Genomic DNA, 25,515 nt, shown 5'->3' with positions numbered 1-25,515 from the left:
ACTTCTCCATAAAAAAACCTTTGCCCTAGGGCAAAGGTCGTCTTTACAAACATACTATGGTTGTCTTCCCGGTTGATTGTGCTTCAGCTTTGAGCGTTTTTTACTCATGACAGCAAGCCTGCGCTTTAATTCGCTCTCCCACTTCTCGTCTTTTATATTTTTGGCTATGGACAGCAAGTCAAGAGACGTATCGATTTGTCTTTGGACGACTTCGAGCGGATCTTCATTCTCACGGTTTACACAGTTCTCATAAATCGTATCTTCGTCTTCCATTACATAATCTTGAAAGTCAATCTCAGAAGCACCATCACCATGTGCATATTCAGCTAATATTTCGTATTCATTTTCTACTTTGTAATGGACTTCTACCCGATGACACACTGGACAAAAGAGCAGGGGAACATTGTGGACCTGCGTACGGTAATGTTTTAATGTTCCCTTCGTTCCAATCATACTTGCTCCACAACAAAAACTCATTTGTTCACCCTCCTTGTAGAAACGCACCGGATGCATTATTTACATTATGTTCAATAGCGTATTCTTTTACCCTATTCGTTATGACAGTTCGTTTTCCTCTTTATAATAAAAAAAGATTCCATACCCCTTATAACACCTTTTTCCCCGTTCTTAAACGCAATTTTTGTAAAAAAAGGCACCCGCGTTATTTGGTGAAAAAAGCCCTCACAACATAAGAAATGCTGTAAGGGCTTGTCTATTATTTTTGAAAAATGCGGAAATTTAGAATAATATATAGATCCTATCACTCGTTTTACACAAAGTCAAATGGGCAGTACATGAAAAGGATCGAGAGCAGCTACTCTCTTCTCCGTAAACATATACGAAATCTAAAGAATATCTACTCTCTATCGTGTTACTTATTTAATAGAAGAAACTAGTGTCGATTTCTCCATATTCTTCACGATTAAATCTCCCATCGCTGAAGTACTGATCGCTTGGCTCTTATCTACTGCAATATCGCTTGTACGATGACCTTCATCCAGCACTTTAGCTACTGCTTTTTCGATGGCATCTGCTGCATCTTCATATCCAAAAGTCATTCGGAACATTAAAGCGACAGATAGGATCGTTGCAATAGGGTTTGCTGCTCCCTGTCCCGCAATATCAGGAGCGGAACCATGAACCGGTTCATACAACCCGAAGCTGCCTTCTCCCAAAGATGCAGAAGATAACATCCCGATCGAACCCGTCAACATGGCTGCTTCATCACTTAGAATATCTCCAAACATATTCTCGGTTACAATGACATCAAAGCTCGCAGGCCTGCGTAAAAGCTGCATTGCACAGTTATCAACAAGTACATGTTCTACTTCTACATCAGGATAGTCAGGAGCTACACGGTTTACCACTTCACGCCATAGTCTCGATGTTTCCAGTACATTAGCCTTGTCTACAGAAGCAAGTCTCTTTTTCCGTTTTTGTGCAATTTCAAAAGCCTGTCTAACAATGCGTTCCACTTCTGTAACGTTGTAAACACAGGTATCAACTGCTTCTTCTCCGTGCTCTCCTTGTCTGCGAAGTTTGTCACCGAAATAGATTCCGCCGGTAAGTTCTCTTACCACCATTAAGTCCGTTCCTTCTAGAACTTCTGGTTTCAAGGTAGATGCATCTTTCAAACAATCGAATACAACAGCCGGGCGTAAATTAGAGAATAAACCAAGTGCCTTGCGAATGCCCAGTAATCCTGTCTCTGGTCTAAGTTCTTTAGGGTTATTATCCCACTGTGGACCACCCACTGCTCCAAGCAGTACTGCATCTGCATTCTGACATACTTCGAGCGTTTCTTCCGGAAGCGGCGTTCCTTTTTGATCAATAGCAATCCCGCCGAATAACGCATGACTCGTTTCAAAAGTATAACCGAATAGTTCCTCCGTCCGTTTCAATACTTTCTCTGCTTCCGCAACAACCTCAGGGCCGATCCCATCACCTGAAATGACTGCAATTTTCTTCACATCTGACATGAACAACACGCTCCTTTTTTATGTAAAATCATAAACTTCTATTTTCTCAACGTTGTAAACTTCTTATATACTTTTGTACCATAGATGTGGTGGATTTGACCAAGATATAGAATCTATTGCTTTAATAGGTTTAGACTATAACCGCAACATTCAATTTCATAATTCATTCAAAAGATTGTAAGTAAATCAGTTGATTGAAATCGAATTAACCGTTTACAATAACATAGAAAGGTAAATTTGGTTCCTATGAGGAAGGATGAGTGGACTATGCAATACAGTTACCTGGGTAAGTCTGGTTTAAAAGTAAGTAAACTATGTCTTGGTACAATGAACTTTGGTCCCGAAACAGATGAGAAAGAGGCATTCCGAATTATGGATGCAGCTCTTGATGCAGGAATCAATTTTTTTGATACAGCAAATGTATACGGTTGGGGTGAACATTCCGGCTTAACTGAAAAGATTATCGGCAGATGGTTTAAACAAGGTGGTGGCCGTCGTGAAAGAGTGGTACTCGCTACAAAAGTCTATGGTTCGATGCAGGATCAGACGGATGGCCCTAACGATGACGCAGGTTTATCTGCCTATAAAATCCGCCGTCACCTGGAAGGGTCATTACAGCGTCTTCAAACGGATCATATCGAACTTTACCAAATGCACCACGTCGATCCCGTCATTTCATGGGAGGAACTTTGGGGAGCATTTGAAGTCAGCATTGCACAGGGGAAAATCGGCTATGTTGGCTCTAGTAATTTTGCAGGGTGGCAAATTGCGGTTGCCCAAAGTGCTGCCAAACAGCGGCATTTCCTCGGACTTATCTCAGAACAGCATAAATACAGCCTAAATTGCCGGCTTCCGGAACTTGAAGTCCTTCCTGCAGCTCAAAATTTAGGACTTGGGATTATTCCTTGGAGTCCACTGGATGGTGGATTGCTTGGCCGTAATGCCCTAAAAAAACTCGAAGGTACTCGTACCGGTAATAATGCAGCTTACATCGATCAGCACCGGGAGCAGTTGGAAGAGTTTGCTGCACTCTGCCGTGAACTTGGTGAACCTCAAGATAACGTTGCTCTTGCTTGGCTGCTGGCAAATCCTGCAGTAACCGCTCCGATTATCGGACCTCGAACCATAGAGCAATTTGAAAGTACACTGGATGCACTAGAGGTAAGCCTTGATGAATACACGATGAAACGCCTTGATGAAATTTTCCCAGGACCTGGCGGACATGCACCTAACGCATATGCTTGGTAGACGTATATAAACAGTTAATTGAATCAAATTAAATATAAAAGTACTCGAAAAGCCCTTTTTAGGAATCTTTACTCGTCTGAGAAAAGTTCCAAAAAGGGCTTTTTTATCGAATCCTTATGATTTTATAAATTCACATTAATTCGCTCTGTATATGTTTTACGTTTTTCAACAAGATGATTGAGAGCATCTACATAAGCACGCGCGCTTGCTCCAAGGATGTCGGTACTCACTCCGCGTCCTTGCACCGTCATCTTATCCTGTCTTAGGACGACATGTACTTCACCCAAAGCGTCTTTACCGTGAGTAACGGACTTAATAGAATAATCAGCAAGGATAACGTCTTCTCCACTCGCTTTATCAATCGCATTATAGATCGCATCTACCGAGCCATTTCCTTCAGCTTCTGAGGTCACATACTTACCGTCTTCTAAGCAAAGACTGATTCTTGCAGCAGGTACAGAAGCATCTCCATAAGTAACATACATTTCCTGGAGTTTGAACACCTCAGGAGTATCGACTAATTTTTCTTCTAAGAGAGCAATTAGATCGTCATCCGTCACTTCTTTTTTCTTATCTGCAAGATCTTTAAACTGTGCAAAAGCTCGGTTTACTTCATCTTCCTCAAGGATAAACCCAAGCTCGACCAATTTCTCACGGAAAGCATGTCGACCTGAATGTTTACCAAGTACAAGCTTGCTCTCTTTCAGTCCAATGGTTTCAGGTGTCATGATTTCATAGGTTGTTTTTTCTTTGAGCATGCCGTCTTGATGGATACCTGACTCATGAGCAAATGCATTAGCACCGACGATCGCCTTGTTACCAGGGACGACCATACCCGTTAATCTGCTGACGAGCCGGCTGGTCCGAGCAATCTCAGATAACTCAAGTGTTGTCTTTGCACCAAATAATTCTTGTCTTGTCTCTAAAGCCATCGCTATTTCTTCAATAGCTGTATTTCCGGCACGTTCCCCAATTCCATTAACCGTACCTTCAATTTGATCTGCTCCATTCATAATCGCAGCGAGTGTATTGGCAGTCGCCATACCCAAATCATTATGACAATGAGCGCTGAGTTGCACCTTCTCAATATCCGGTACTTGCGTTTTTAATATTCTGAACAGATTACCATATTCTTCAGGATATAAATAACCTACCGTATCCGGGATATTTACAACGGCTGCTCCCTCTTGAACTGCCATCGAAGTCACTTCAACTAAGAAGTCATGTTCTGTACGGCCGGCATCTTCAAGTGAAAATTCGATTTTGGAAAAATAACGTTTCGCATACCGAATGGCAGATCTTGCTGTATCAAGCACCTGTGCTTTGTCCATGCGAAGTTTATGCTGACGATGTATTGGCGAAGTAGCTAGAAACAGGTGGATACACGGATCTTGTGCTCCTTGAAGCGCTTCCCGAACAGCTTCAATATCCTGTTCTCTAGAACGTGAAAGTCCAATAACGGTTGAGTTTTTTACCGCTCTAGCAATGGCATTTACAGCAGCAAGGTCGCCCGGGGAGGCAGCCGGAAAACCAGCCTCCATCCGGTCCACTCCCAATTTTTCAAGCTGATAAGCGATCTCCAGTTTCTCCCGCGTGTTCAGATTGACACCAGGAGATTGCTCTCCGTCACGCAGTGTAGTATCAAAGATATGAATTTTGCGCACACTCAGCACCTCCAAAAAATTTTGTGTTTAACCTCCTATAGCGGCTCACGCATAATCGCACGGCCGCTTAGGAAGGAATATTTTAAATCATTATTTTTCGGTTAAAATCAAATCTTATTTATGAGTCCAGTGCATCATTTCACGCAATTGACTGCCAACGACTTCAATCGGGTGATTTGCTTCATTACGGCGAGTAGCTGTCAAGAATGCACGACCTGATTGGTTCTCGAGAATAAAGTCACGAGCAAATTTACCTTGTTGGATATCAGTCAGAACAGCTTTCATTGCTGCTTTAGTATCTTCTGTTACAATACGAGGACCTGTTACATAGTCACCATACTCAGCTGTGTTGCTGATCGAATCACGCATGCTTGCAAGTCCGCCTTCATACATCAAATCCACGATTAGTTTCAGTTCGTGCAGACATTCAAAGTATGCCATTTCTGGTGCATAACCTGCTTCTGTCAGCGTTTCAAATCCCGCTTTTACGAGTGCACTTACACCGCCGCACAGTACAGCTTGTTCACCGAACAAATCGGTTTCTGTTTCTTCACGGAAAGAAGTTTCGATAACCCCAGCACGAGTACAGCCAATCCCTTTTGCATAAGCAAGACCAATTTCTTTTGCTTTACCTGTTGCATCTTGTTCGATCGCGATCAAACCAGGTACACCAAAACCTTCTACATATGTACGACGAACCATATGTCCTGGAGACTTAGGAGCCACAAGCAATACATCACTATCTTTAGGAGCAACAATTTGACCAAAATGAACATTAAAACCGTGAGAGAACATGATCGTTGCGCCTTTTTTCAAGTTAGGCTCAATTTCATTTTTGTATACGGAAGCTTGTGTTTCATCCGGCATCAAAATTTGAATAACATCAGCACGGCTTGTTGCCTCTGCTACGGAGAGTACTTCAAAACCATCATTTTGAGCGGCTTGGAATGATTTACCTTCGCGTAGACCAATTACTACATTTAGTCCGCTGTCACGTAAGTTCTGTGCCTGAGCGTGTCCCTGACTACCATATCCGATTACGGCGATGGTTTTACCTTTCAATACACCTAGTTCTGCATCCTGTTCATAGTACGTTGTAACTGCCATTGTTAAAGTCCTCCTTTGTATTGTAAAGAAACCCTGCATGAATGAGCGGGTGTTTCAAGGGACTATTCTCCCAAACTGCTTATCATCTTCTTTAGTTATGAAGTAGCAGTAATCCCCTCAAACCCCCGCCCATTCTTCAGGACTGTGATTTCCTGTCGCGGTGAATGACTAAATTATTATTTTAAAAAAGAGAATGAATGACAATTCCTTGAATTAACTATTCATCCTAATAAGTTTTTATACATTGCCTCTAATCATTGCGGTAACTCCGGTTCTGGATAATTCACGGATTCCGTAAGGCTTCAGAAGCTCAATCATTGCATCGATCTTATCTGTATCCCCTACAACTTGTACCATCAATGAGGTATTTCCGATATCCACGACTGAAGCGCGGAAAGTCTCAACGAGTCCCATTACTTCTGGTCGTTCTGAAGGATCTGCTTTTACTTTTATCAACGCTAGTTCGCGTCCTACCATTGGATTTGAACTAAGATTAACTACTTTAATTACATCAATCAATTTGTAAAGTTGCTTCTCAATTTGCTCGAGTAATTTGTCGTCTCCAAGTGTTACAATGACCATTCGAGATAAACCTGCTTCTTCCGATTGACCTACTGTAATACTTTCGATGTTAAATCCACGGCGACCGAACAGACCTGATACCCGTTGAAGTACTCCTGGCTGATCGTTTACCAGCACGGCAATCGTATGTCTATTCATGATTTATGCATCTCCCATCAGCATTTGATCAATTGTCGAACCCTGCATTACCATCGGATATACATTTTCGTCCTTATTAACTACAAATTCGACAAGTACAGGACCATCCGTATTCATTGCTTCTTCCCAAACTTGCTGAGCTTCCTCTTTGTTTGTTGCACGCAAGCCTTTTACCCCGTATGCTTCGGCCAATTTCACAAAATCAGGACTACCTGCTAAATCAATATGGCTATATCGATTTTCATAAATTAATTCCTGCCACTGTCTAACCATTCCAAGTACCTGATTATTAATGACCACAATCTTAACCGGAATTTTGTTTATCGCGCAGATGGCAAGTTCTTGAGAACACATTTGCATTCCGCCATCTCCATTGATGGAAATAACCAGTCGATCTGGGTGAGCCATTTGTGCACCAATCGCAGAAGGGAAACCAAATCCCATTGTACCAAGACCACCAGAAGTAACCCATGAACGCGGTTGATTAAATTTATAGTATTGCGCAGCCCACATCTGATGTTGACCTACATCTGTCGTTACAATTGCACTGCCGTTTGTGGTCTCATTCAGCATTTCAATAACCCACTGCGGTTTTAAAACTTCATCTGAATCTTTGTAATGATAGAGACGATCGCCTTTCCATTCTTTGATCTGTTCTCGCCATGCATCTGCCTTATCAGCACGAGCTGCATCTTGATTAAGAATTTCTAGTACGGTTTTCACGTCACCCACAATAGGAATATCGGCAGCGACGTTTTTGCCGATCTCAGCCGGGTCAATATCAATGTGAACAATTTTTGCTTTAGGTGCAAAACCATCCAGCTTTCCAGTAACCCGATCATCAAATCTTGCACCGATACAGATTAGTAGGTCAGCTTGTTGAATAGCATGATTTGCTGTATATGTTCCGTGCATTCCGGGCATCCCCATCCACAATTCATGACCGCTTGGGAAGCCTCCCAGTCCAAGAAGTGTAGTTGTAATCGGAATTTCCGTTTGCTTAACAAATTCATACAGTGCTTCATGTCCTCCCGAATATACAACCCCGCCACCAGCTAGAATCACTGGACGCTCTGCTTCTTGAATGGCTTGTTGCAGTTTATCAAGCTGAATCCGGTTTGGAATTACTTTCGGATTGTAAGCTCTCATATGCACCGGTTCGGTATGCGGTTTAAAGAGGGTCTTTGCTGCAGATATATCTTTAGGAATATCAATGAGTACCGGCCCTTTTCTACCTGTGTTCGCAATATGGAATGCTTCGTGAATGACGCGAGGCAAATCTTCGACATCACGAACCAGATAACTATGTTTCGTGATTGGCATGGTGATCCCCGTAATATCAGCTTCTTGGAATGCATCGGTACCAATCAGAGTTGAAGCGACATTTCCTGTGATGACAACAAGAGGTACGGAATCCATATACGCAGTTGCAATTCCGGTAACAAGGTTCGTAGCACCCGGACCTGAAGTAGCGATACACACCCCAACTTTTCCACTTACTCGTGCATAACCATCAGCCGCATGAATAGCACCTTGTTCATGACGTGTAAGAAGATGATTGAAATCTTCGAATCCATGCATCGCATCATAAATATAAAGTACTGCACCACCTGGATAACCAAACACACATTCAACACCTTCAAGAAGCAAGCTTCGTAGCAAGATATCCGAACCGGTAATGACTTCCGGCTTCATCCATTTTTCTCGTAGTTGATCTGTTGACCGCATTTCAGAATTATGTGCATTCACTCTAAGATCTCCCCCTTCTAAAAAACTACATTGAACTTGCAAACTAGAAAACAAAAAAACCTCTCATCTCAAGCGGACACAATATGTGCCTCGCAAGGGACGAAAGGTTGTTTCTTCCGTGGTACCACCCAGTTTTGTCTGATTCCTCACAGAATCTGACCTTAGCAAGTAGAAGAATAGTAAGGGAAATAACCCCACCCCATCTTCTTACCTAGTCTGTAACGTAGACTTACGATTTTCCCTAATAAGCAAATGCCTTTCAGGAAAACAGCTCCGAGGTGAGCTCGTATATAAGGGATTATGGTGGAGCTTGCAGCATATTCCGTCCACTCTCTGAGCATAAGCGCCCTTACAACTTCGTCCTCATCATTGCCGATGAACTATAGCGGTTAAATGTTAGGAACATTATATGATTCATTTATGGAAATAGTCAACACTTTATTTTTCAAAAGTATTACAGTTTTTGTACAAACCTTGCTGTAACAACTGTTTTGCCCTAGAAAACAGCACCTGTTGTCCCGTCTATACATATACTATTTCAACAAAAACTTGCTCAATAAGGAGGTGTTTTCCATGATTCGAAATCGAAGACCTAAACAAGATGACTCTGCTATCATGGACCTCATTAAAACCCAATTAGTCCCTCTTTCTCACATGAGCAAGCAGGACATCGATCAAGTCATAAAAGAAATCCCCTTCAGATTATCAAGGGGAATTTCTTTGGTATCCTCTTCGACATACGAATCAGATTTATTTGGCTTCATTCACTTTATGATGCATGGGGATCTGCTTTATATCGACATGATGGCTGTCTCACCAAAACAGCAGAGGAAGAATCACGGTAGAGAATTGTTACTCAAAGCAGAACAATTTGGAATTTCACGGGGGTGTAAAAAATCAAAAGTAATGGTAGATGAAGGCAACCATAAAGGAGTGCTTTTCTATAAAAAATCGGGTTATGAATTGATTCGTTATATGGACATCGGCCGTTGTTATGAGATGGGAAAGAATTTAGAAATTTATTAAAATGATTGAAACGAATGACTTGCAGGAATCAGGTATGATGAAATGGATTCCTAGTAGAAAAATTTATTTTTAAATCCATATCCTCCTCCAAAACCTGGGCCTGGGCCTGGACCCGGTCCTGGACCTGGGCCATATCCATAACCTCCGCCTGGTTTGCCTCCGTAGCCATAACCGCCGCCAGGATATCCTCCACCCTGGTATCCTCCTCCATTATAACCGCCTTGGTATCCTCCACCGCCAAATGGACCGCCAAAGCCGCCGCCTGCAAAAGGTAATGTTCCAATTGCGAGAAGATCAAATAATACCAAAGGAAGAATAGCCCGGGTACCTGCCTCTTTTCCGCCCACTGGTTCGAGTATAAGTTTATTACCCGTTACAGATACGAGCTTGCCCGCTACCTGTGTTCCATCTTTCCGAACAGCTATAATTTCCTGTCCAATCCATTTTTTCGCTTCATTAGCGCTCACAGATTTACTCATCTTTCTCCCTCCTTCTGAGTAGAATTCAATATTATACTATTCATAGATCAGAGATTTGCCTGTTCCTATGTCCTGCATGTACAAAAAAACCCGAAGATGTACACATGAATGTGAACACCTTCGGGTTATCTGTCCATTTTCGAATCCCAAATTATCGCTTGCCTGGATCGTATGGTTGACCGAGTGCAGCAGGAGCAGAAGAGCGACCTACGGCAGCGACCAGTACGACAATGGTAAGTACATACGGCAGCATGAAAATAATTTCCTGGGGAATAGCCTGAGACCATTCGAATATTTGAATATAGTTACGAACGGCTTGAGACAATCCGAAGAACATGGCAGCGCCAAATGCACCAATCGGATTCCATTTACCAAAAATCATCGCAGCAATCGCAATGTATCCTTGTCCGGAAATGGTATTGTGTGAGAATACTCCCGTTGTAGTAAGAGTCAGCGTTGCACCACCAATCGCCGCTAGTGCTCCACTAACCATAACCGCAACATATCTATATTTCGTTACGTTAATTCCCATTGTATCTGCCGCACTAGGGTGCTCCCCGACAGAACGAAGACGCAGTCCATAAGGCGTTTTATACAGGAAGTAGTAAGCAATAATAACGAACAATATAGCCAAGAACGTAGTCGGATAATGATTAATAAACACACTTCCAAAGAACGGAATTTCAGCTAACTTTATACCGAACAAAGTTGGATCCCATTTTTCAAAGCCTAAAATAAGCGGAGTTTCTCCCGAACCATCAAAGAGTAATTTAACCATATACAGGGTACTACCGGCAGCCAGGAAGTTAATAACGATACCACTAATAATCTGGTCTGCTTTAAATGTAATCGAAGCTACAGCGTGAATAAGAGATACAATCAGTCCGAATACGGCAGCAGCAATAAGACCGATCACCGCTGCGGATCCTCCTGACATGCCTGCATCTTGTGCATAGTGAGCCGTAACACCTGCTGCAAAAGCTCCGAAAATCATAAAACCTTCGATCCCGAGATTTGTTACCCCGGAACGCTCGGAAAAAATACCGCCTAGCGCAGCAAAAACAAGCGCAGTTGCGAAAACGAGTGTAGTATTAATCAGTTGTCCAGAAAGGGTTATGAAGTCCATGTTTACAACACCTTCTCTTTCTTGCGCTTGGAGTTAAAGGGTTTAAGCACCCAGCGCACAATCCCTTGTGCAGCTATAAAGAAGATGATCGAACCGATTACGATTCGGATCAATTCCGGTGGAACATCCGCAGCAAAGCTCATTCCGGAAGAACCATAGGTTAATCCGCCAAATAAAATGGCTCCTAGTACAACACCAAGTGGATGATTCATACCAATCAGAGCAACGGCAATTCCGTCAAATCCGATACCTGGAGAACCTTGGAACACGGTTTGATATCCAAATACCCCAAGTACTTGGAACGCACCTCCAAGACCAGCAAAGATCCCACTGATAAACATCGCTTTTACTACATTTCGGTTTACTTTCATACCGGCATATTCTGCGGCATGTTGGTTAAAACCAACGGCGCGCAGCTCAAAACCTTGTTTCGTCTTCCACATGAAAATATAGAAAAACAAGGCTGCTACAATAGCAATTAACGTTCCCCAGTGAACACGTGAATTGTTCATAAGTTCAGACAACCAGCCAATCGCGATGGACGCACTAGGTTGAATTTGCTCAGAACGATTCTCACCAGGCATAAGCAGGAACTGTCTAACTACCAGATTAGCCAAATAAAGAGCAATCCAGTTCATCATAATACTAGTGATAACTTCGTTAACTCCGCGTTTCGCTTTAAGAAAACCCGCTACAGAAGCCCAAAGCCCACCTGCAATTGCCCCAGCAATGAGCGCAAGCGGTGCATGAATAATTACGGGTAAACTAGTAAATTTAATTCCGATAAACGTAGCTGCGGTCATACCTACGATATACTGACCCTCAGCCCCGATATTAAACAAACCTGCTCTTGATGCAAAAGCAAAAGCCAGACCCGTCATAAGGAGCGGAGTCATTTCACGAATTGCCTCACCAAAGTTATAGGTACTTCCAAAAACTTTATCAATCAGTGCACCATAAGCCGTAATGGGATTATATCCACCGATCAGCATAACGAATGCACCCAAGAACAGCCCCATAACAATAGCGACTACAGGATATATAAATGAGTCCTTCGTAAACCATTTCAATACATTATTCACCCGCTGCACCTCTCTTCTTCATGCTGCCTGCCATCATAAGTCCGAGTTCTTGATCGTTTGTTTCCTCTGGCAGTACTTCACCTACGATATGTCCTTCATAGATAACAGCGATCCGGTCAGATACATTCATAATTTCATCTAATTCAAAAGAAATAAGAAGAACAGCTTTTCCTTGATCCCGCTGGGCAATGAGTTGTTTTTGTACGAATTCAATCGCACCAACGTCAAGTCCGCGTGTCGGCTGTGCAGCGATAAGCAGGTCCGGATTTTTATTCACTTCTCTCGCTATAATCGCTTTCTGCTGGTTACCACCAGAGAGTGCACGAGATTTCGTATCAATGCTTGGTGTTCTTACATCAAATGCTTCTACCAATTTTACCGTATGCTTATCAATCTCTTTAAAATCCAGAAAACCTTTCTTTAAAAATGGTTCTTTGTAGTAAGATTCGAGTACCATATTTTCACTTACAGAGAAGTCAAGTACCAAACCATGTTTATGACGATCCTCCGGTATATGGCCTACACCAGACTCTGAAATCTTACGAGGAGTTTGATTCTTAATCTCTTTGCCATTGAGCTTGATACTTCCTGAATCAACTTTACGCAGTCCAGTAATAGCCTCGATCAGTTCACTTTGACCATTGCCGTCTACCCCGGCAATTCCGACAATTTCGCCAGCTCGCACTTGCAAGTTCAATTGATCAAGAACAGCGATGTGATCTTGATTCTTGGATGTAAGATTTTGAATATCAAGAACTATTTCCTTAGGCTCGGCTTGTTTCTTATCTACCTTAAAAGTTACTTCTCGTCCTACCATTTTAGCTGCTAGATCATTCGGAGAAGTTTCGGATGTTTTAACCGTGTCAATCACTTTTCCGCGGCGGATAATGGTAACCTTATCTGAAATCTCCATAATTTCTTTCAGTTTATGAGTAATCAGAATAATGGACTTGCCTTCAGCAACGAGTTTTTTCATAATCACAAGCAATTCCGTAATTTCCTGTGGTGTTAGTACTGCTGTTGGTTCGTCAAAAATAAGAATTTCTGCTCCACGATACAGTGTTTTAAGAATTTCAACACGTTGCTGCATACCTACAGATATATCTTCAATCTTAGCGTTTGGATTTACCTGTAAACCATACATTTCTGATAAACGTGTAACCTCTGCTACTGCCTTTTTATAGTTAATACCCAGCCCTTTTTTTGGTTCAGAACCCAGTATAATATTCTCAGCTACAGTAAAAGGTTGCACCAGCTTAAAATGCTGATGGACCATTCCAATCCCCAGTTCAATTGCTTTGTTTGGACTATCAATTAATACAGGCTTGCCGTTAACTTCGATACTGCCTTCATCAGGCTGATACAATCCAAAAACAATATTCATTAACGTTGATTTACCCGCACCATTCTCCCCTAGCAGCGCATGGATTTCACCCTTGTGCAGCTGCAAACTTATGGAATCATTGGCGACAATACCTGGGAAGCGTTTTGTAATTTGCTTTAACTCTACAACAGGAGTTGCTGCACCCATGAGATCACCCTTATATAGAATTTATTAGTAATTATGGCCCTAGACGTGAGAACAAGGCTAGTTCTAATAACCAGCCTTGTCATTATGCTTATTTACATCGTATCTACTTTTACGTAAGAAACAGTAATACTTGAACTACTTAGTTATACTACTCAGTTGGAACAACAATTTCGCCGCTGATGATTTTTTCTTTATACTCGTCAACGAGTTTCAGAACATCTTCAGGAACGTTAGCTGTTGAAGTCTCAGCAACACCTACAGCGTTGTCAGCAAGGTCAAGTTCTTCAACTCCACCCTCGAAAGTACCGTTTACTAACTCAAGTGATACTTTTTTAACTGCTTCGTCTACTTTTTTGATCATGGACGTCAGTGTGATTTCATCACCAAACTCGATAGATTGGTCTTTATCTACACCAATTACCCATACATCTTGGCCGGATTTTTTACGGGAGAGACCTTCGTTAAACACCCCAGTACCTGTAGCACCAGCAGCGTGGAAAATAATATCTACTCCATCGTTGTAAAGTGTTGCTGCTGCCGTTTTTCCTTCGTCTGGTTTATCAAAGTTACCAGTGTACGTAGGGATAAACTTAGCATCCGGATTTACAGCTTTAACACCTTCTCTGAAACCAACTTCGAATCTCTTGATAAGCGGACTATTCATACCGCCGACAAAACCAACTTTATTTGTTTTTGTCATTTTACCAGCGATCACACCTACGAGGAAAGAACCTTGTTCTTCTGCAAAAGTAACAGATTTCACATTTGGCGCATCAACAACGCTGTCAATGATCGCTAGATTTGATTCTGGGTTTTGTTCAGCTACCGTTTTAATTGCATCGGCAAGTTGGAAGCCAATTCCCCAAGTAAGATTATAATTGTTTTGTACGAACTCGTTTAGGTTTGTGTTATAGTCACTATCCGATTTACTCTGCAAATATTTAACTTTTGCGCCTGTTTCCGCTTCTACAGCTTGCAGAGCTTCCCAAGCAGATTGGTTAAACGATTTGTCGTTTACACCGCCGACATCCGTTACCATACCGATTTGCACGTCAGATTTTGCTGCTCCTTCGTTACCATCGCTACCTTGCGAATTACTGTTGTTGTCATTACCGCAACCGGCAAGAGCAACTGATGCTGCAAGGATCATGCTTAGAGACAAACTCAATACTTTCTTCATCTTGGAATTGTTCCCCCTTAAAATATTGCCTTCTTGATTCTTTCATCAACTCTGCTACGTACCACAGGAATAAAAATCGTGGTCTCTTTTAGTCAAGCAATTGAGAAGTTCAAGTAGGTCTGTCCTACTAGGTGTGATTATACATTCATCCTTTTTTAAAATCCAGCAGTTTCACTACATAATTTTAAGTTTTTATAGCAAAAAAAGAATGAAAGCGTTTTTACTTTCGTAATTTAACACGTTAACGTGATTTTCATGTTACTTTTCTTTCCATACCAGTATCTTTATTACACCTTTTAATCCCTAAAATTCTAATTTTTGTTTGCACTATTTTATGTATTATATCAAAACAAGGGTTCGTGCATTATATCAAAAGACCTAGTTTATTTATGTAAACGACCGAATATGTCCATAAAAAAGCCGCCTATAACGGCGGCAACATAGTTGAATTATGCGTTCACTTTTTCTTTAGCTACAACAGCCAAAGAGTTGAATGCATTGATATCGTTCACTGCAAGATCAGCGAGCATTTTACGGTTCATGTCTACTCCAGCGAGTTTCAAACCGTGCATGAATTTGCTGTAAGACAATCCGTTCATGCGAGCTGCAGCATTGATACGAACGATCCACAATTTACGGAAGTTACGTTTTGTAGTACGACGGTCACGGTATGCATATACCATGGATTTCATTACTTGTTCATTAGCAGTTTTAAAGATACGGTGTTTAGAACCAAAATAACCTTTAGCAAGTTTCAATACTTTTTTATGACGACGACGAACAACGAATCCGCCCTTTACTCTTGCCATATTAGAAGACCTCCCAGAAAATATATATGTTTAGTAGTTATACTGCTTACATGCAGTTGTTGGCATTACAAGACTATTTAAGGTTAGCTAAACCTTGTTTCAAACGTTTAACATCTCCAGGTGCCATTACAGGGCTACCAGCAAGAACGCGTTTTGTACGTTTGGATTTGTGGGAAAGCAAGTGATTTCTGTATGCTTTGTAACGTTTCACTTTACCAGTACCTGTAATTTTGAAACGACCCTTCAGACTGCTGTGAGTTTTCATTTTAGGCATTTTGTATTTCCTCCTCCAAGTTTAACTGGCTCAAGCTTTAGGAGCCAAAATCATAATCATGCTTCGACCTTCGAGTTTTGGTTGACGTTCGATACTGCTGATCTCAGCAACTTCTGCTTTAACGCGTTCCAAAATCTTTTGACCGATATCCGCATGGGCAATCTCACGTCCGCGGAAGCGGACGGAGCACTTCACTTTGTCGCCGTCCTTCAAGAACTTAACTACATTGCGAAGTTTTGTTTGGTAGTCGTGTTCCTCGATGTTAGAACGGAACCATACTTCCTTAATGTCCACAATCTTTTGATTCTTGCGTGCTTCTTTTTCTTTCTTTTGTTGCTCATAACGGAACTTACCGTAGTCCATAATACGACATACCGGCGGTTTCGCTTGCGGTGCTACATTCACCAAGTCTAAGTTGAGATCCGCAGCCATCTGCAATGCTTCGCGAATTGGCGTTATTCCAATTTGCTCCCCTTCAGCTCCAACCAAACGAACTTCCTTCGACCGAATTTCATCGTTAATCATGTGTTCTTTACTAATAACTGTCCACCTCCATGTCGTTATCGATACCCATTCGAAAAAAAATAGGGATGCCGGTAGGCTACCGACATCCCTGAACAATCGACAATTCTTCATGAAAAATCAAGTTTCATAAATCATTGGGATCGTACCCGTCAGCTTCAGCCGATCAGGTGAGAAGTCGTGCCTTCTTCTTATGATTCCGTAAACAATCACTTGATTAATATAACACAGCTCATTAAAACCGTCAAGTATAAAATATATTTTTTTATCCTTGTTTGCTTTGTACTTCTTCCAATCGAACAACCCTTGTATGCTTTGTGTGGCTCCACTGTTTGTTATTCTGTGTAAAGAACGCATACAGCGTAATTGGATACCAGGATAACAGATAGATCGGGAACAAGATAAGTGATGTATACACCTTCTTGATTTTCACCTTCTCCAGTGCAAGAGACGCCAGGAACGTCACGACATTTGCCAAAATAGCAGTGAATCCTACCCATAGTGGCAAGTATCCGTAAATATTAGTGATATTCGGACCTTTAAACAACGTAATATCGATCAAGCTGACCGCCGTCATCAGAAACGTCAGTAATACGACATACACGTTCGCACTATATACAGCAAGGTCAAATTTAACCAAACTGCCCTGCTTGATACTCTTCCAAATCAGCGGGAAGAAATATCTTCTTGCTACCGTGAAGTGACCCTGCATCCAGCGTAGACGTTGTCTTGCAGATGCTTTAAATGTAAGTGGCTTCTCATCGAACACCTTCGCGTCATAGTTGAACACAGGATACACATCACGTTCAACAGCACGCATCGTAAATTCAAGATCTTCTACCAGGGATGTAGCTCCCCAGCCCATTTCTTTAAGGAGTTTACTTTCAAAACACATGCCCGTACCACCTAAAAAGTTAGCCATATTCAGGTTATGACGGGACAACTGCCACAAACGGTTAATATACCAGTAAGAAATACCGTAAGCAGCTGTAATCCAAGAGTCTTCTGGATTCTTAGTATCGATATATCCTTGAATAACGCGAGCTCCGCGATTTAAATCATTATTCATTTCTTGAAGGAAATTTGTAGCTGCCAAGTTATCTGCGTCAAACATAACGATTGCATCATATTGTTTTGGCATGCTCCAAAGTTCTTTAAGCATCCATTCAATCGCATAACCTTTACCGCGTTGTTCTGGATTCACTCTGACACAAGCATTCATTCCATGTTCTCTAACAATCTCAGCTGTATTATCTGTACAGTTGTCACAGATCACAAACACATCGTACAACTCTTTTGGATAATCAAGCTTCTTCATATTCTCAAGCAAAGCTCCAATAACTTCTGCCTCATTGTGAGCAGCAACCAATACAGCAAATGACTTGTTCGGCGGAAACTGTTGTTTCTTTTTCTTTTTAATCAGACCGAACAGAGAAAAACTAAACTGATACACAGCAAGAAACGCCAAGATCACTTGGAACGTCACAAATATCGCATTAAACATTTGTTCTCTGCTACCCCCTCTTTAATATGAGCTTCTCTTTTTTTACGCGCATTTTTTTGTAGTACATGACCCGTTCTTTGTTTCTTTTCTATATCTTCACCACTATTCTTAACTGCCTACTCGATTTTGTATGCTTTCTGAAGTTTTGTCAAAATCCTCAAATGACAGCATCTCGGCAATAAAGCGTTCTTTTGGGCTGATTTCGCTAAAAGAACTACTTCAAGCCTTCATTCAAAGCAGTTAAGTCTTATTTTCATCCGATTACGCGTTTTTTATTTGATCTTTTCCTTCTTCATTTTTATTTATTTCTAAATGCAGGAATAAGATCTAAATATTAAACGCAAAAAGCAGCAAAAAGGTTTAAACAAAACTTTAAACTTTTTAAACCAGAATCGGTGGCTTGAATCATTTTATATTTTTTTCTTGGATAAAGTCAAAAGCACTGTTTTTTTACAGTGTGTAAATGGGTTATTATTGAAAGGGATAACATTAAAAAATGTGATAAACTAGGGTTAATACTTATTGTGGACGCAATTGATGCAGGGGGATGTTATATGAGCCGTTTTTTCGTAAGACTACAAGCATTCGAACAAAAAATTTTTATGTGGATTAACGGACGTCTTCATAACCGTTTCCTGAATTTTTGGCTTTACTACTTAACTCATTTGGGTGGGGCAACATTTACGATTGCAGCTTCTCTTCTCATAGCTACACTCGCACCTCAGCCATGGAAACAAGCTGGTTATATGGCTTGTGCCGCCTTAGCGATTAGTCATATCCCTGTGGCAGCAGCAAAGAAGCTGTATCCTAGGATCAGACCTTATCTAGCGCTGCCTGGTACAAATACTTTTCGTAATCCCTTATCTGATCATTCTTTCCCGTCCGGTCATACTACCGCGATTTTTTCTGTCACGGTTCCCTTTATGATGATCGTACCCAGTGTAACATCCGTCCTACTGCCTTTAGCAAGCATTGTTGGTTTCTCAAGAATCTATCTTGGATTACATTATCCTTCTGACGTACTCGCTGGAGCAGTAATTGGGACTTCCGTTGCACTCGGAACGGTTGCATTTTGGCCATAATGTTTAGTATCTTTGAATGACAGAAAACAAAGAGCAAGGAACAGGTGAGCTGAGAGTGACCAAAAAAAGAGTGTTGTTATTATCTGAAGGTTTCGGAGCCGGACATACTCAAGCAGCATACGCACTCTCGAGCAGTTTAAGGAGACTCTCATCTGATGTGCAGACGAAAGTGCTTGAATTAGGGAGTTTTCTCAACCCGCATGTTGCTCCCCTCATTATAAATGCTTACAAAAGAACGATCACAAAACAACCCAAGCTTGTTGCACTTATGTATCGAAGACAGTATAAAAAACCAATTAATCGTTTCGCAACGCTCGCATTACACAGGCTGTTTTACACCCATACAAGAAGCATTGTAAGACAGCTCAAACCCGATATCATTGTTTGCACTCATCCAATACCAAGTGCTGTCATCGCTCGTCTTAAGCGTCTTGGAGTTGAGGTTCCGTTATGCACGGTTATAACGGACTACGACGTTCATGGGACATGGATTAGCCCAGAAGTGGATCGTTATCTCGTTTCAACCACGGAAGTCCAGCTCAAGCTTATAAACCGCGGTGTTCCAAAAAATAAAATTCAGGTAACCGGCATTCCGGTTCATCCTAATTTTTGGGAACATCCAAGCCGTGAAGAGATCCGTCTCAGATTTGATCTGAAAGATATGCCTACGGTTCTAGTTATGGATGGCGGCTGGGGTCTTATGACCGATGAAATTGTCAATGAGTACCTTGCTCAGTGGCAACAACAGGTTCAATTAATCTATGTGCTGGGGAATAATGACAAAGCGAGAGCCCATATGGAGCAGAATCCACTTTATCAAAAACCCAACATCCATATCATGGGATTCACCAGAGAAATCGATAAGCTAATGGAAGTATCCGATGTTCTAGTGACGAAACCTGGCGGAATGACTTGTTCAGAAGGACTCGCTAAAGGAATTCCAATGCTGTTTCATAACCCCTTACCAGGTCAGGAAGAAGAAAATTGTCTGTATTTCACAGAACAAGGACTTGGTGAACCCATCACTACTTTAGAAGTTGTCGAGAAATGGATGAACCGTCTTCTTAGTGAGTATGAGACCATTGTCGAAACAAGAGAGCGTCATTTAAAAGAGATTGAAAAATTTCACCCGATGCAAAGTGCCAAAAGCATCATTGAAATGGTAGAAACAAGAAAGGTGCCTTTCTAAAAAAAGGCACCTTTCTTATTTTCCACTATTCAAATCTTATGAAGACAGGCAAATAAACATTCCCATTTTTTAATTTTGTTCTGGGTCTTGTTTGCCTGTACTTTCTGTTAAACGATACTTCTTCAAACGTGAAGCATTATATTCAGCAAGGGCTTGTTCTCCGATAATAACCTCTACGCGGTGAATGTTCATTCCTTTGCCCATAAATTTTTGTTCGTATTCGGTCATTACATGCTCCTCATTGATTCCATCACGGTGCAAGTTAAGAGAGATATTCGTCATTTGAAGACCATAATCAGCAAATGAGTTAAGTGAAAACTCAAATAGAGTCTCTGAGTCCGTCTTGAAGTGAATTTGCCCCAAACTGTTCAGCACCTCTTTGTATTTATCAAGAAAACGCGGATGAGTCAGCCTTCTTCTTGCATGTTTGGATTTAGGCCACGGATCACTAAAGTTCAAGTAAATCCGTTCCACTTCACCTTTTTCAAAAACATCGAGAATATCTTCAATGTTTGCAAGTGCCAATTTAAGGTTTGGCGGAGTTTCAACACCTTCTGGCTCCCAAGCTGATCTAGCCTTATCACTTGCACGACGAACAAGCTCATCATACATATCGATTCCGATATAATTGACTTCCTTGTTGCGATAACTCATCTGACTGATAAACTGTCCTTTACCCATACCGAATTCCACATGAATTGGTCTATCGTTTCCAAACAATTCTGACCATTTCCCTTTATAATCAGCAGGATTCAGAATAACAAGATCTTTTTGTTCTTCTAAATTTTCGCGAATCCCTTTTCTGCCCCTTAAACGCATAATTCTCCTCCGTTATATAAAAAATTCATCGGCATTAATTGTGCCTAAATATCAGTGAAAAGTAAAGATAAAAGAAAAAGGAATCACACACTGTACCCAATAGGTACGGCATATAATTCCTTTTTCATTTATTTGGAATTGGGGTCCAACTACTTTAACAGTTCATAGTCTACCTTATCTTGGGTAGAAAAATCAAATGTCTTTTCGAAGGCTCTGCGTATTTTTTTCTTAGCAATTGTTTCTACTTGCGGGTTGTTATTGAACCTTACTCCCGTAAGTGCTAGTGCTTCATCCGCTGTAAGCTCAACCGTTACTTTGTGCTGTCCTGCTTTTATTATCGAATTCATGTTATCACCTCATTATTAGTATGGCCGAGACGAGCAAAATGTATGAATTCTAGCGAAATTTGTAAGCAATAATACTAAGGTCTGACCTAGTTATAATATAACATTACTGTGTAAGGTTTACAATAGGAAAGCGCTTATTTTTTTAATTTTGTCTGTGATCTTTTTCTGTATTCTTTGGGAGATGAATTCCCTTTTTGCAAAGCTTTTTGATACAATGGTAAAGGTTATCGTTAACTCAATTTTCAACTTTATCTTTTTATATTTATATACAGAAAGAACTTAGTCAAAAGGAGCAGCACTACAATGAATTTACCAACTTCCTCCCCTCTACTCTGGGGAGATAAACGATTCCACACATGGAATTATGAAATGCGGGAGCAGTTTGACAATAAGGTATTTAAAGTCATGCTTGATGCTGGTTTTACTTGTCCGAACCGAGACGGCTCGATCGCTAAAGGCGGCTGCACGTTCTGCAGCGCGAGAGGGTCTGGCGATTTTGCGGGATCAAGACGAAACGATTTGGTAACGCAGTTTAATACAATCCGCGATCGCCAGCATCAAAAGTGGCCGAATGCAAAATACATTGGATATTTCCAGGCATACACAAACACTTATGCTCCTGTTGAAGAACTGCGAGAATATTTTGAAGTGATTTTAAAACAGCCCGGAGTAGTTGGCTTATCGATCGCGACACGCCCGGACTGTTTACCAGATGATGTGGTTGAATATCTTGCTGAACTCAATGAACGGACCTACCTATGGATCGAAATGGGTCTGCAGACGATTCATGATTCAACTTCACAGTTAATTAACCGGGCACATGATACAAAATGCTATGTTGAAGCTGTTGAAAAGCTAAGAAAACACAATATCCGTGTATGCACACACATCATTCACGGACTTCCTCAAGAGACCCATGAAATGATGCTTGAGACAACAAGAGCAGTAGCAAACATGGGTGTACAAGGAATCAAAATTCATCTTCTTCATCTTATGCGCAAGACACCGATGGTAAAACAATACGAAGCAGGTCTTCTTCGTTTTCTGGAGCAAGATGAATATATAAAACTTATTGTCGATTCACTGGAAATTTTGCCGCCGGACATGATTGTTCACCGCCTAACCGGGGATGCTCCAAGAGATCTTTTAATTGGTCCCATGTGGTCCCTTAAAAAGTGGGAAGTATTAAATGGTATTGACGCTGAGCTAAAAGCTCGTAATACTTGGCAAGGGAAATACTGGAGGGGATATTAATTTATGGGTTTTCGTTCCATTCTTAGTTGTGCACATCTTTGGACAGCGGAAAGGCTACGTCTTGGAGACACAGCCATTGATGCTACAGTAGGGACAGGTGCAGACACTTTATTTTTGGCACGGACCGTTGGACCAAAGGGGCAAGTCTTTGGCTTTGATATCCAAGAACAAGCACTTGACCTTGCAAAAAATAGATTTGCGGGTGCCACTGATCAAGATAAACTTGCTCCCGTCACCTTTTTTGAACAAAGTCATGGGGATATGAGAAATTATATCCCTTCCCATTTCCATGGTCATATCGGAGCCGTCATGTTCAATCTTGGATATCTGCCGGCGGATCAAGCTGATCCTTCTGTTATCACGCTTACTGCAACTACGATCTCTGCTTTGGAAGTATCCCTTGATTTACTTCGACCCAAAGGAATCCTGACTGTCGTATTATATCCCGGACATAAAGGCGGCGATGAAGAAGCACATGCAGTTAGTGAATGGGCTGCAAAACTTCCTATAACTATTGGTCAAGCAGTTACATACAGACAGTTGCAGAGAGCTACTTCCCCCTATCTCATCGCTATTGAGAAAAAGTAACAGAATCTAATATGGGTAGAAGAAAGACTAAATTCATATCATAAGGAGAGAATAATCATGCATAAGCCTTACCCGTTGCAATTTCAGCCCGAGTTTAAGGAAAGAGTATGGGGCGGTCGTGCTTTAGAACAATTTGGTCTTACGATACCTAATGGACATATTGGGGAAGGTTGGATGATTGCTGATCATCCAAATGGAACAACAAAAGTGCTTAACGGGGAACTCGCTGGTCTTGGTCTTGACGAAATAAGAGAAACATACGGACGGGATTGGCTTGGCAACAAGGGAGTTTCCGAACAAGGAGGCCGATTCCCCCTGCTCATTAAGTTGCTTGATTGTAATGATGATCTATCCATTCAGGTCCATCCTACCGATGATTACGCGGGACTTCCAACAGGAGAACTCGGCAAAACAGAAATGTGGTATGTGCTTGATGCAAAACCGGATGCTAAAATTATATATGGATTAAAAGAAAATGTTACTCACGATCAGCTTCGTGATGCGCTAGAAAACGGTACGGTAATGGATACCCTGCAGGAAGTACCCGTAGAAGCAGGAGACTCCTTCTTTATCCCAGCAGGTACTGTTCATGCCTTATGTGCCGGCGTGTTAGTTGCTGAAATTCAGCAAAACTCTGACACAACCTACCGTATTTTTGATTACAACCGCCCTGGTCTTGACGGCAAACCTCGTGAACTTCATATCGAAGATTCTTTAAACGTAACCGTATTCAAAAACACGGGGGCTACTTCGATGAAAACAAATCAGGCTGTTCCTGGTGAATGGCTTACTCTTGCTTCCTGCCCTTATTTTGTCGTTGAGAAAGGAATTGTAAACCGTTCTTGGCACCTGTCGACCAGTGAAGATAGTTTTACAATCCTTGTTGTCTGTGAAGGCAGCGGTCAATTAATCTGGAATGATACGGAAGTACTTGATCTAAAAGCGGGACAGTGCTATTTACTGCCTTCTAGCCTGGGAAGTTACCAACTTGATGGAAATACAACGGTTTTACGCTCTTATCTCCCCTAATTTATTATTTCATTATTTTACCGACATTCTCTTTGGAAGGAGGACTCACCATGCAGGAATATACGTTTCAAATGCTGGACAGCGATGAGGTCAATGTCTTTGTGTATCGGTGGGCTCCGGAAGAGGGAATGCCTATCAAAGGAATTGTTCAGATTGCACACGGGATGTCCGAAACAGCGAAACGCTATAAAGAACTGGCTGAATGCTTAACTAATCACGGGTTCATCATTTATGCCAATGATCATCGTGGTCATGGTAAGACAGCCTTTGATCAAGGGATGTTAGGAGACGGCGGACCTGATGCCTTTAAATGGATGGTCAAAGATATGGGCGAACTAGGAAAATTGATACGACAGGAGCATCCTAGCTCCCCTATTTTTCTACTAGGACACAGTATGGGTTCCTTTCTTACCCAAAAGGTAATGTATGCAGGTCCTCATCTGTATGAAGGCTATATTCTAACCGGTTCCAACGGAAAAAGGAGTTTACTGAAGTTCGGTCAACTCCTTGCTCAACTCCAAAGTCTTATTCAGGGACAAGAGCGCCGAAGTTTTCTTCTCAATGCAGTCGTATTCGGTGGATTTAACCGATCATTCCGTCCTGCTGCTACGCCTTTTGACTGGTTATCAAGAGATGAGCAAGAAGTAAGGAAGTTTATAGATGATCCTTTATGCGGCTCACTATGCACTGCTCGCTTTTACCAAGGTTTTTTCGAACTGCTTATGGAGATTCATCTTCCATATCATCTAGCTGATATACCTAAAGATAAACCTGTCTACATCTTCTCAGGAGGAAATGATCCTGTGGGTATGTATGGCAAAGGAGTACTGAATCTAGTGGAATTGTATAAAGAACTAGGGATAAGAGATCTGGAATACCGAATTTACCCAGAAGGCAGGCATGAAATGCTACATGAAATTAACCGCAAAGAAGTAGAAGAGCATGTGGCTGATTGGCTCCTTCGTCATGTTACTCCTTCGGTATGATCTATAAATTACACCAAAAAACCTTTCTTGAAATTGAACTCATCATTCAATGACAAGAGAGGTTTTTTGTCGTTGTCTTACTTCTACCAATTCATACGCCCGCGAAGGGAAGTAATATGTGCAGTATGGTGTAAGTAATATAAAAAGAAGAACAAACCGCCACATAAGATGAACTGAACCCCGAATGGTAGACACTTTAAAAAAAGTGACTCCATTCGGGG

25 protein-coding genes are annotated in these 25,515 nt (G+C 41.5%); 8 read left to right on the top strand and 17 right to left on the bottom strand.

The annotated features are described in order from the left end of the window. Positions 1 to 54: 54 nt before the first annotated feature. Both GQY27_RS06945 and leuB read right to left on the bottom strand, forming a co-directional pair. Positions 55 to 477, bottom strand: a complete 423-nt coding sequence (locus tag GQY27_RS06945) for a hypothetical protein (RefSeq protein WP_160032835.1) — start codon at positions 475 to 477, stop codon at positions 55 to 57. Positions 478 to 875: 398 nt separating this feature from the next. Further along, on the bottom strand, positions 876 to 1,979 hold the full coding sequence (gene leuB, locus GQY27_RS06940) for a 3-isopropylmalate dehydrogenase (protein WP_160032834.1): 1,104 nt from the start codon (positions 1,977 to 1,979) through the stop codon (positions 876 to 878). A 267-nt stretch (positions 1,980 to 2,246) separates the two neighbouring features. On the opposite strand from leuB, the gene GQY27_RS06935 reads away from it, so the two are divergent. After that, positions 2,247 to 3,227: an aldo/keto reductase gene (locus tag GQY27_RS06935; protein ID WP_160032833.1), complete on the top strand. Its 981-nt coding sequence runs from the start codon at positions 2,247 to 2,249 to the stop codon at positions 3,225 to 3,227. Positions 3,228 to 3,349: 122 nt separating this feature from the next. On the opposite strand, the gene GQY27_RS06930 is transcribed toward GQY27_RS06935, so the two are convergent. The 4 genes from GQY27_RS06930 to ilvB form a co-directional block, all read right to left on the bottom strand. Continuing rightward, entirely contained in the window at positions 3,350 to 4,891 is a 1,542-nt protein-coding gene (locus GQY27_RS06930) for a 2-isopropylmalate synthase (protein WP_160032832.1), read from the bottom strand. A gap of 114 nt (positions 4,892 to 5,005) precedes the next feature. Further along, positions 5,006 to 5,998 carry a ketol-acid reductoisomerase gene (ilvC, locus tag GQY27_RS06925; protein ID WP_160032831.1) on the bottom strand — a complete coding sequence of 331 codons (993 nt, stop codon included), beginning with the start codon at positions 5,996 to 5,998 and terminating at the stop codon, positions 5,006 to 5,008. Between the two features lie 237 nt (positions 5,999 to 6,235). Further along, positions 6,236 to 6,718, bottom strand: coding sequence for an acetolactate synthase small subunit (gene ilvN / locus GQY27_RS06920; protein WP_201450698.1), 483 nt, complete (start codon positions 6,716 to 6,718; stop codon positions 6,236 to 6,238). 3 nt (positions 6,719 to 6,721) lie between these two features. Then, positions 6,722 to 8,446 (bottom strand): biosynthetic-type acetolactate synthase large subunit, encoded by a 1,725-nt coding sequence (gene ilvB, locus GQY27_RS06915; protein ID WP_442950889.1) that lies wholly within the window; start codon positions 8,444 to 8,446, stop codon positions 6,722 to 6,724. Positions 8,447 to 9,040: 594 nt separating this feature from the next. Between ilvB and GQY27_RS06910 the strand changes: the two genes are divergently transcribed. After that, positions 9,041 to 9,493: a GNAT family N-acetyltransferase gene (locus GQY27_RS06910; RefSeq protein WP_160032829.1), complete on the top strand. Its 453-nt coding sequence runs from the start codon at positions 9,041 to 9,043 to the stop codon at positions 9,491 to 9,493. A 50-nt stretch (positions 9,494 to 9,543) separates the two neighbouring features. Here the strand turns inward: GQY27_RS06910 and GQY27_RS06905 are convergent, their stop codons facing one another. From GQY27_RS06905 to GQY27_RS06865, 9 genes are all read right to left on the bottom strand, one after another. After that, positions 9,544 to 9,972 (bottom strand): hypothetical protein, encoded by a 429-nt coding sequence (locus GQY27_RS06905; protein ID WP_160032828.1) that lies wholly within the window; start codon positions 9,970 to 9,972, stop codon positions 9,544 to 9,546. 151 nt (positions 9,973 to 10,123) lie between these two features. Then, positions 10,124 to 11,098, bottom strand: a complete 975-nt coding sequence (locus tag GQY27_RS06900; RefSeq protein WP_160032827.1) for an ABC transporter permease — start codon at positions 11,096 to 11,098, stop codon at positions 10,124 to 10,126. A gap of 2 nt (positions 11,099 to 11,100) precedes the next feature. Then, the gene (locus tag GQY27_RS06895) at positions 11,101 to 12,180 is read right to left on the bottom strand and encodes an ABC transporter permease (protein ID WP_160032826.1); all 1,080 of its coding nucleotides are present in this window, start codon (positions 12,178 to 12,180) and stop codon (positions 11,101 to 11,103) included. Continuing rightward, positions 12,173 to 13,711, bottom strand: coding sequence for an ABC transporter ATP-binding protein (locus tag GQY27_RS06890; protein ID WP_160032825.1), 1,539 nt, complete (start codon positions 13,709 to 13,711; stop codon positions 12,173 to 12,175). Before GQY27_RS06890 ends, GQY27_RS06895 begins: the two co-directional genes overlap by 8 nt. 148 nt (positions 13,712 to 13,859) lie before the next feature. After that, the gene (locus tag GQY27_RS06885; RefSeq protein WP_160032824.1) at positions 13,860 to 14,891 is read right to left on the bottom strand and encodes a BMP family lipoprotein; all 1,032 of its coding nucleotides are present in this window, start codon (positions 14,889 to 14,891) and stop codon (positions 13,860 to 13,862) included. Positions 14,892 to 15,340: 449 nt separating this feature from the next. After that, positions 15,341 to 15,700, bottom strand: a complete 360-nt coding sequence (gene rplT / locus GQY27_RS06880) for a 50S ribosomal protein L20 (RefSeq protein ID WP_160032823.1) — start codon at positions 15,698 to 15,700, stop codon at positions 15,341 to 15,343. Positions 15,701 to 15,773: 73 nt separating this feature from the next. Beyond that, positions 15,774 to 15,974: a 50S ribosomal protein L35 gene (gene rpmI / locus GQY27_RS06875; RefSeq protein WP_160032822.1), complete on the bottom strand. Its 201-nt coding sequence runs from the start codon at positions 15,972 to 15,974 to the stop codon at positions 15,774 to 15,776. Positions 15,975 to 16,004: 30 nt separating this feature from the next. Then, complete coding sequence (gene infC / locus GQY27_RS06870; RefSeq protein ID WP_160032821.1) at positions 16,005 to 16,499, bottom strand: translation initiation factor IF-3; 495 nt, start codon at positions 16,497 to 16,499, stop codon at positions 16,005 to 16,007. Positions 16,500 to 16,761: 262 nt separating this feature from the next. Continuing rightward, entirely contained in the window at positions 16,762 to 18,000 is a 1,239-nt protein-coding gene (locus GQY27_RS06865) for a glycosyltransferase family 2 protein (RefSeq protein ID WP_160032820.1), read from the bottom strand. Positions 18,001 to 18,554: 554 nt separating this feature from the next. On the opposite strand from GQY27_RS06865, the gene GQY27_RS06860 reads away from it, so the two are divergent. After that, positions 18,555 to 19,082, top strand: a complete 528-nt coding sequence (locus GQY27_RS06860) for a phosphatase PAP2 family protein (RefSeq protein WP_160032819.1) — start codon at positions 18,555 to 18,557, stop codon at positions 19,080 to 19,082. A 55-nt stretch (positions 19,083 to 19,137) separates the two neighbouring features. Next, positions 19,138 to 20,271, top strand: coding sequence for an MGDG synthase family glycosyltransferase (locus GQY27_RS06855; protein WP_160032818.1), 1,134 nt, complete (start codon positions 19,138 to 19,140; stop codon positions 20,269 to 20,271). Between the two features lie 69 nt (positions 20,272 to 20,340). On the opposite strand, the gene trmB is transcribed toward GQY27_RS06855, so the two are convergent. After that, complete coding sequence (gene trmB, locus GQY27_RS06850) at positions 20,341 to 21,090, bottom strand: tRNA (guanosine(46)-N7)-methyltransferase TrmB (RefSeq protein ID WP_160032817.1); 750 nt, start codon at positions 21,088 to 21,090, stop codon at positions 20,341 to 20,343. 149 nt (positions 21,091 to 21,239) lie between these two features. Continuing rightward, a complete protein-coding gene (locus tag GQY27_RS06845) occupies positions 21,240 to 21,437 on the bottom strand; it encodes a hypothetical protein (RefSeq protein ID WP_160032816.1) in 198 nt (65 codons plus the stop codon). Positions 21,438 to 21,740: 303 nt separating this feature from the next. Here GQY27_RS06845 and mnmL point away from each other — a divergent pair, with 303 nt between their 5' ends. From mnmL to GQY27_RS06825, 4 genes are read left to right on the top strand one after another with little or no spacing between them, the layout of a single operon-like run. Next, positions 21,741 to 22,691, top strand: coding sequence for a tRNA modification radical SAM protein MnmL/YtqA (mnmL, locus tag GQY27_RS06840; protein ID WP_160032815.1), 951 nt, complete (start codon positions 21,741 to 21,743; stop codon positions 22,689 to 22,691). 3 nt (positions 22,692 to 22,694) lie between these two features. After that, positions 22,695 to 23,279, top strand: a complete 585-nt coding sequence (gene mnmM, locus GQY27_RS06835; protein ID WP_160032814.1) for a tRNA 5-(aminomethyl)-2-thiouridylate-methyltransferase MnmM — start codon at positions 22,695 to 22,697, stop codon at positions 23,277 to 23,279. Positions 23,280 to 23,336: 57 nt separating this feature from the next. Next, a complete protein-coding gene (locus GQY27_RS06830; RefSeq protein WP_160032813.1) occupies positions 23,337 to 24,308 on the top strand; it encodes a type I phosphomannose isomerase catalytic subunit in 972 nt (323 codons plus the stop codon). A gap of 50 nt (positions 24,309 to 24,358) precedes the next feature. Beyond that, positions 24,359 to 25,294, top strand: a complete 936-nt coding sequence (locus GQY27_RS06825; RefSeq protein ID WP_160032812.1) for an alpha/beta fold hydrolase — start codon at positions 24,359 to 24,361, stop codon at positions 25,292 to 25,294. Positions 25,295 to 25,515 lie beyond the last annotated feature (221 nt).

It is taken from the genome of Paenibacillus sp. An7 (assembly GCF_009870785.1).
GTDB lineage: Bacteria > Bacillota > Bacilli > Paenibacillales > Paenibacillaceae > Paenibacillus.
Note: the sequence above shows the minus strand (reverse complement) of the source record. Positions and strands in the feature narration are given on the sequence as shown.

What these genes read in the sequence shown, in the direction of transcription:
- GQY27_RS06945 (WP_160032835.1), bottom strand. Translation starts at nt 477, where the DNA reads ATGAGTTTTTGTTGTGGAGCAAGTATGATTGGAACGAAGGGAACATTA.
- leuB (WP_160032834.1), bottom strand. Translation starts at nt 1,979, where the DNA reads ATGTCAGATGTGAAGAAAATTGCAGTCATTTCAGGTGATGGGATCGGC.
- GQY27_RS06935 (WP_160032833.1), top strand. Translation starts at nt 2,247, where the DNA reads ATGCAATACAGTTACCTGGGTAAGTCTGGTTTAAAAGTAAGTAAACTA.
- ilvC (WP_160032831.1), bottom strand. Translation starts at nt 5,998, where the DNA reads ATGGCAGTTACAACGTACTATGAACAGGATGCAGAACTAGGTGTATTG.
- ilvN (WP_201450698.1), bottom strand. Translation starts at nt 6,718, where the DNA reads ATGAATAGACATACGATTGCCGTGCTGGTAAACGATCAGCCAGGAGTA.
- ilvB (WP_442950889.1), bottom strand. Translation starts at nt 8,446, where the DNA reads ATGCGGTCAACAGATCAACTACGAGAAAAATGGATGAAGCCGGAAGTC.
- GQY27_RS06910 (WP_160032829.1), top strand. Translation starts at nt 9,041, where the DNA reads ATGATTCGAAATCGAAGACCTAAACAAGATGACTCTGCTATCATGGAC.
- GQY27_RS06905 (WP_160032828.1), bottom strand. Translation starts at nt 9,972, where the DNA reads ATGAGTAAATCTGTGAGCGCTAATGAAGCGAAAAAATGGATTGGACAG.
- GQY27_RS06900 (WP_160032827.1), bottom strand. Translation starts at nt 11,098, where the DNA reads ATGGACTTCATAACCCTTTCTGGACAACTGATTAATACTACACTCGTT.
- GQY27_RS06890 (WP_160032825.1), bottom strand. Translation starts at nt 13,711, where the DNA reads ATGGGTGCAGCAACTCCTGTTGTAGAGTTAAAGCAAATTACAAAACGC.
- GQY27_RS06885 (WP_160032824.1), bottom strand. Translation starts at nt 14,891, where the DNA reads ATGAAGAAAGTATTGAGTTTGTCTCTAAGCATGATCCTTGCAGCATCA.
- rplT (WP_160032823.1), bottom strand. Translation starts at nt 15,700, where the DNA reads ATGGCAAGAGTAAAGGGCGGATTCGTTGTTCGTCGTCGTCATAAAAAA.
- rpmI (WP_160032822.1), bottom strand. Translation starts at nt 15,974, where the DNA reads ATGCCTAAAATGAAAACTCACAGCAGTCTGAAGGGTCGTTTCAAAATT.
- infC (WP_160032821.1), bottom strand. Translation starts at nt 16,499, where the DNA reads ATGATTAACGATGAAATTCGGTCGAAGGAAGTTCGTTTGGTTGGAGCT.
- GQY27_RS06865 (WP_160032820.1), bottom strand. Translation starts at nt 18,000, where the DNA reads ATGTTTAATGCGATATTTGTGACGTTCCAAGTGATCTTGGCGTTTCTT.
- GQY27_RS06860 (WP_160032819.1), top strand. Translation starts at nt 18,555, where the DNA reads ATGAGCCGTTTTTTCGTAAGACTACAAGCATTCGAACAAAAAATTTTT.
- trmB (WP_160032817.1), bottom strand. Translation starts at nt 21,090, where the DNA reads ATGCGTTTAAGGGGCAGAAAAGGGATTCGCGAAAATTTAGAAGAACAA.
- GQY27_RS06845 (WP_160032816.1), bottom strand. Translation starts at nt 21,437, where the DNA reads ATGAATTCGATAATAAAAGCAGGACAGCACAAAGTAACGGTTGAGCTT.
- mnmL (WP_160032815.1), top strand. Translation starts at nt 21,741, where the DNA reads ATGAATTTACCAACTTCCTCCCCTCTACTCTGGGGAGATAAACGATTC.
- mnmM (WP_160032814.1), top strand. Translation starts at nt 22,695, where the DNA reads ATGGGTTTTCGTTCCATTCTTAGTTGTGCACATCTTTGGACAGCGGAA.
- GQY27_RS06830 (WP_160032813.1), top strand. Translation starts at nt 23,337, where the DNA reads ATGCATAAGCCTTACCCGTTGCAATTTCAGCCCGAGTTTAAGGAAAGA.
- GQY27_RS06825 (WP_160032812.1), top strand. Translation starts at nt 24,359, where the DNA reads ATGCAGGAATATACGTTTCAAATGCTGGACAGCGATGAGGTCAATGTC.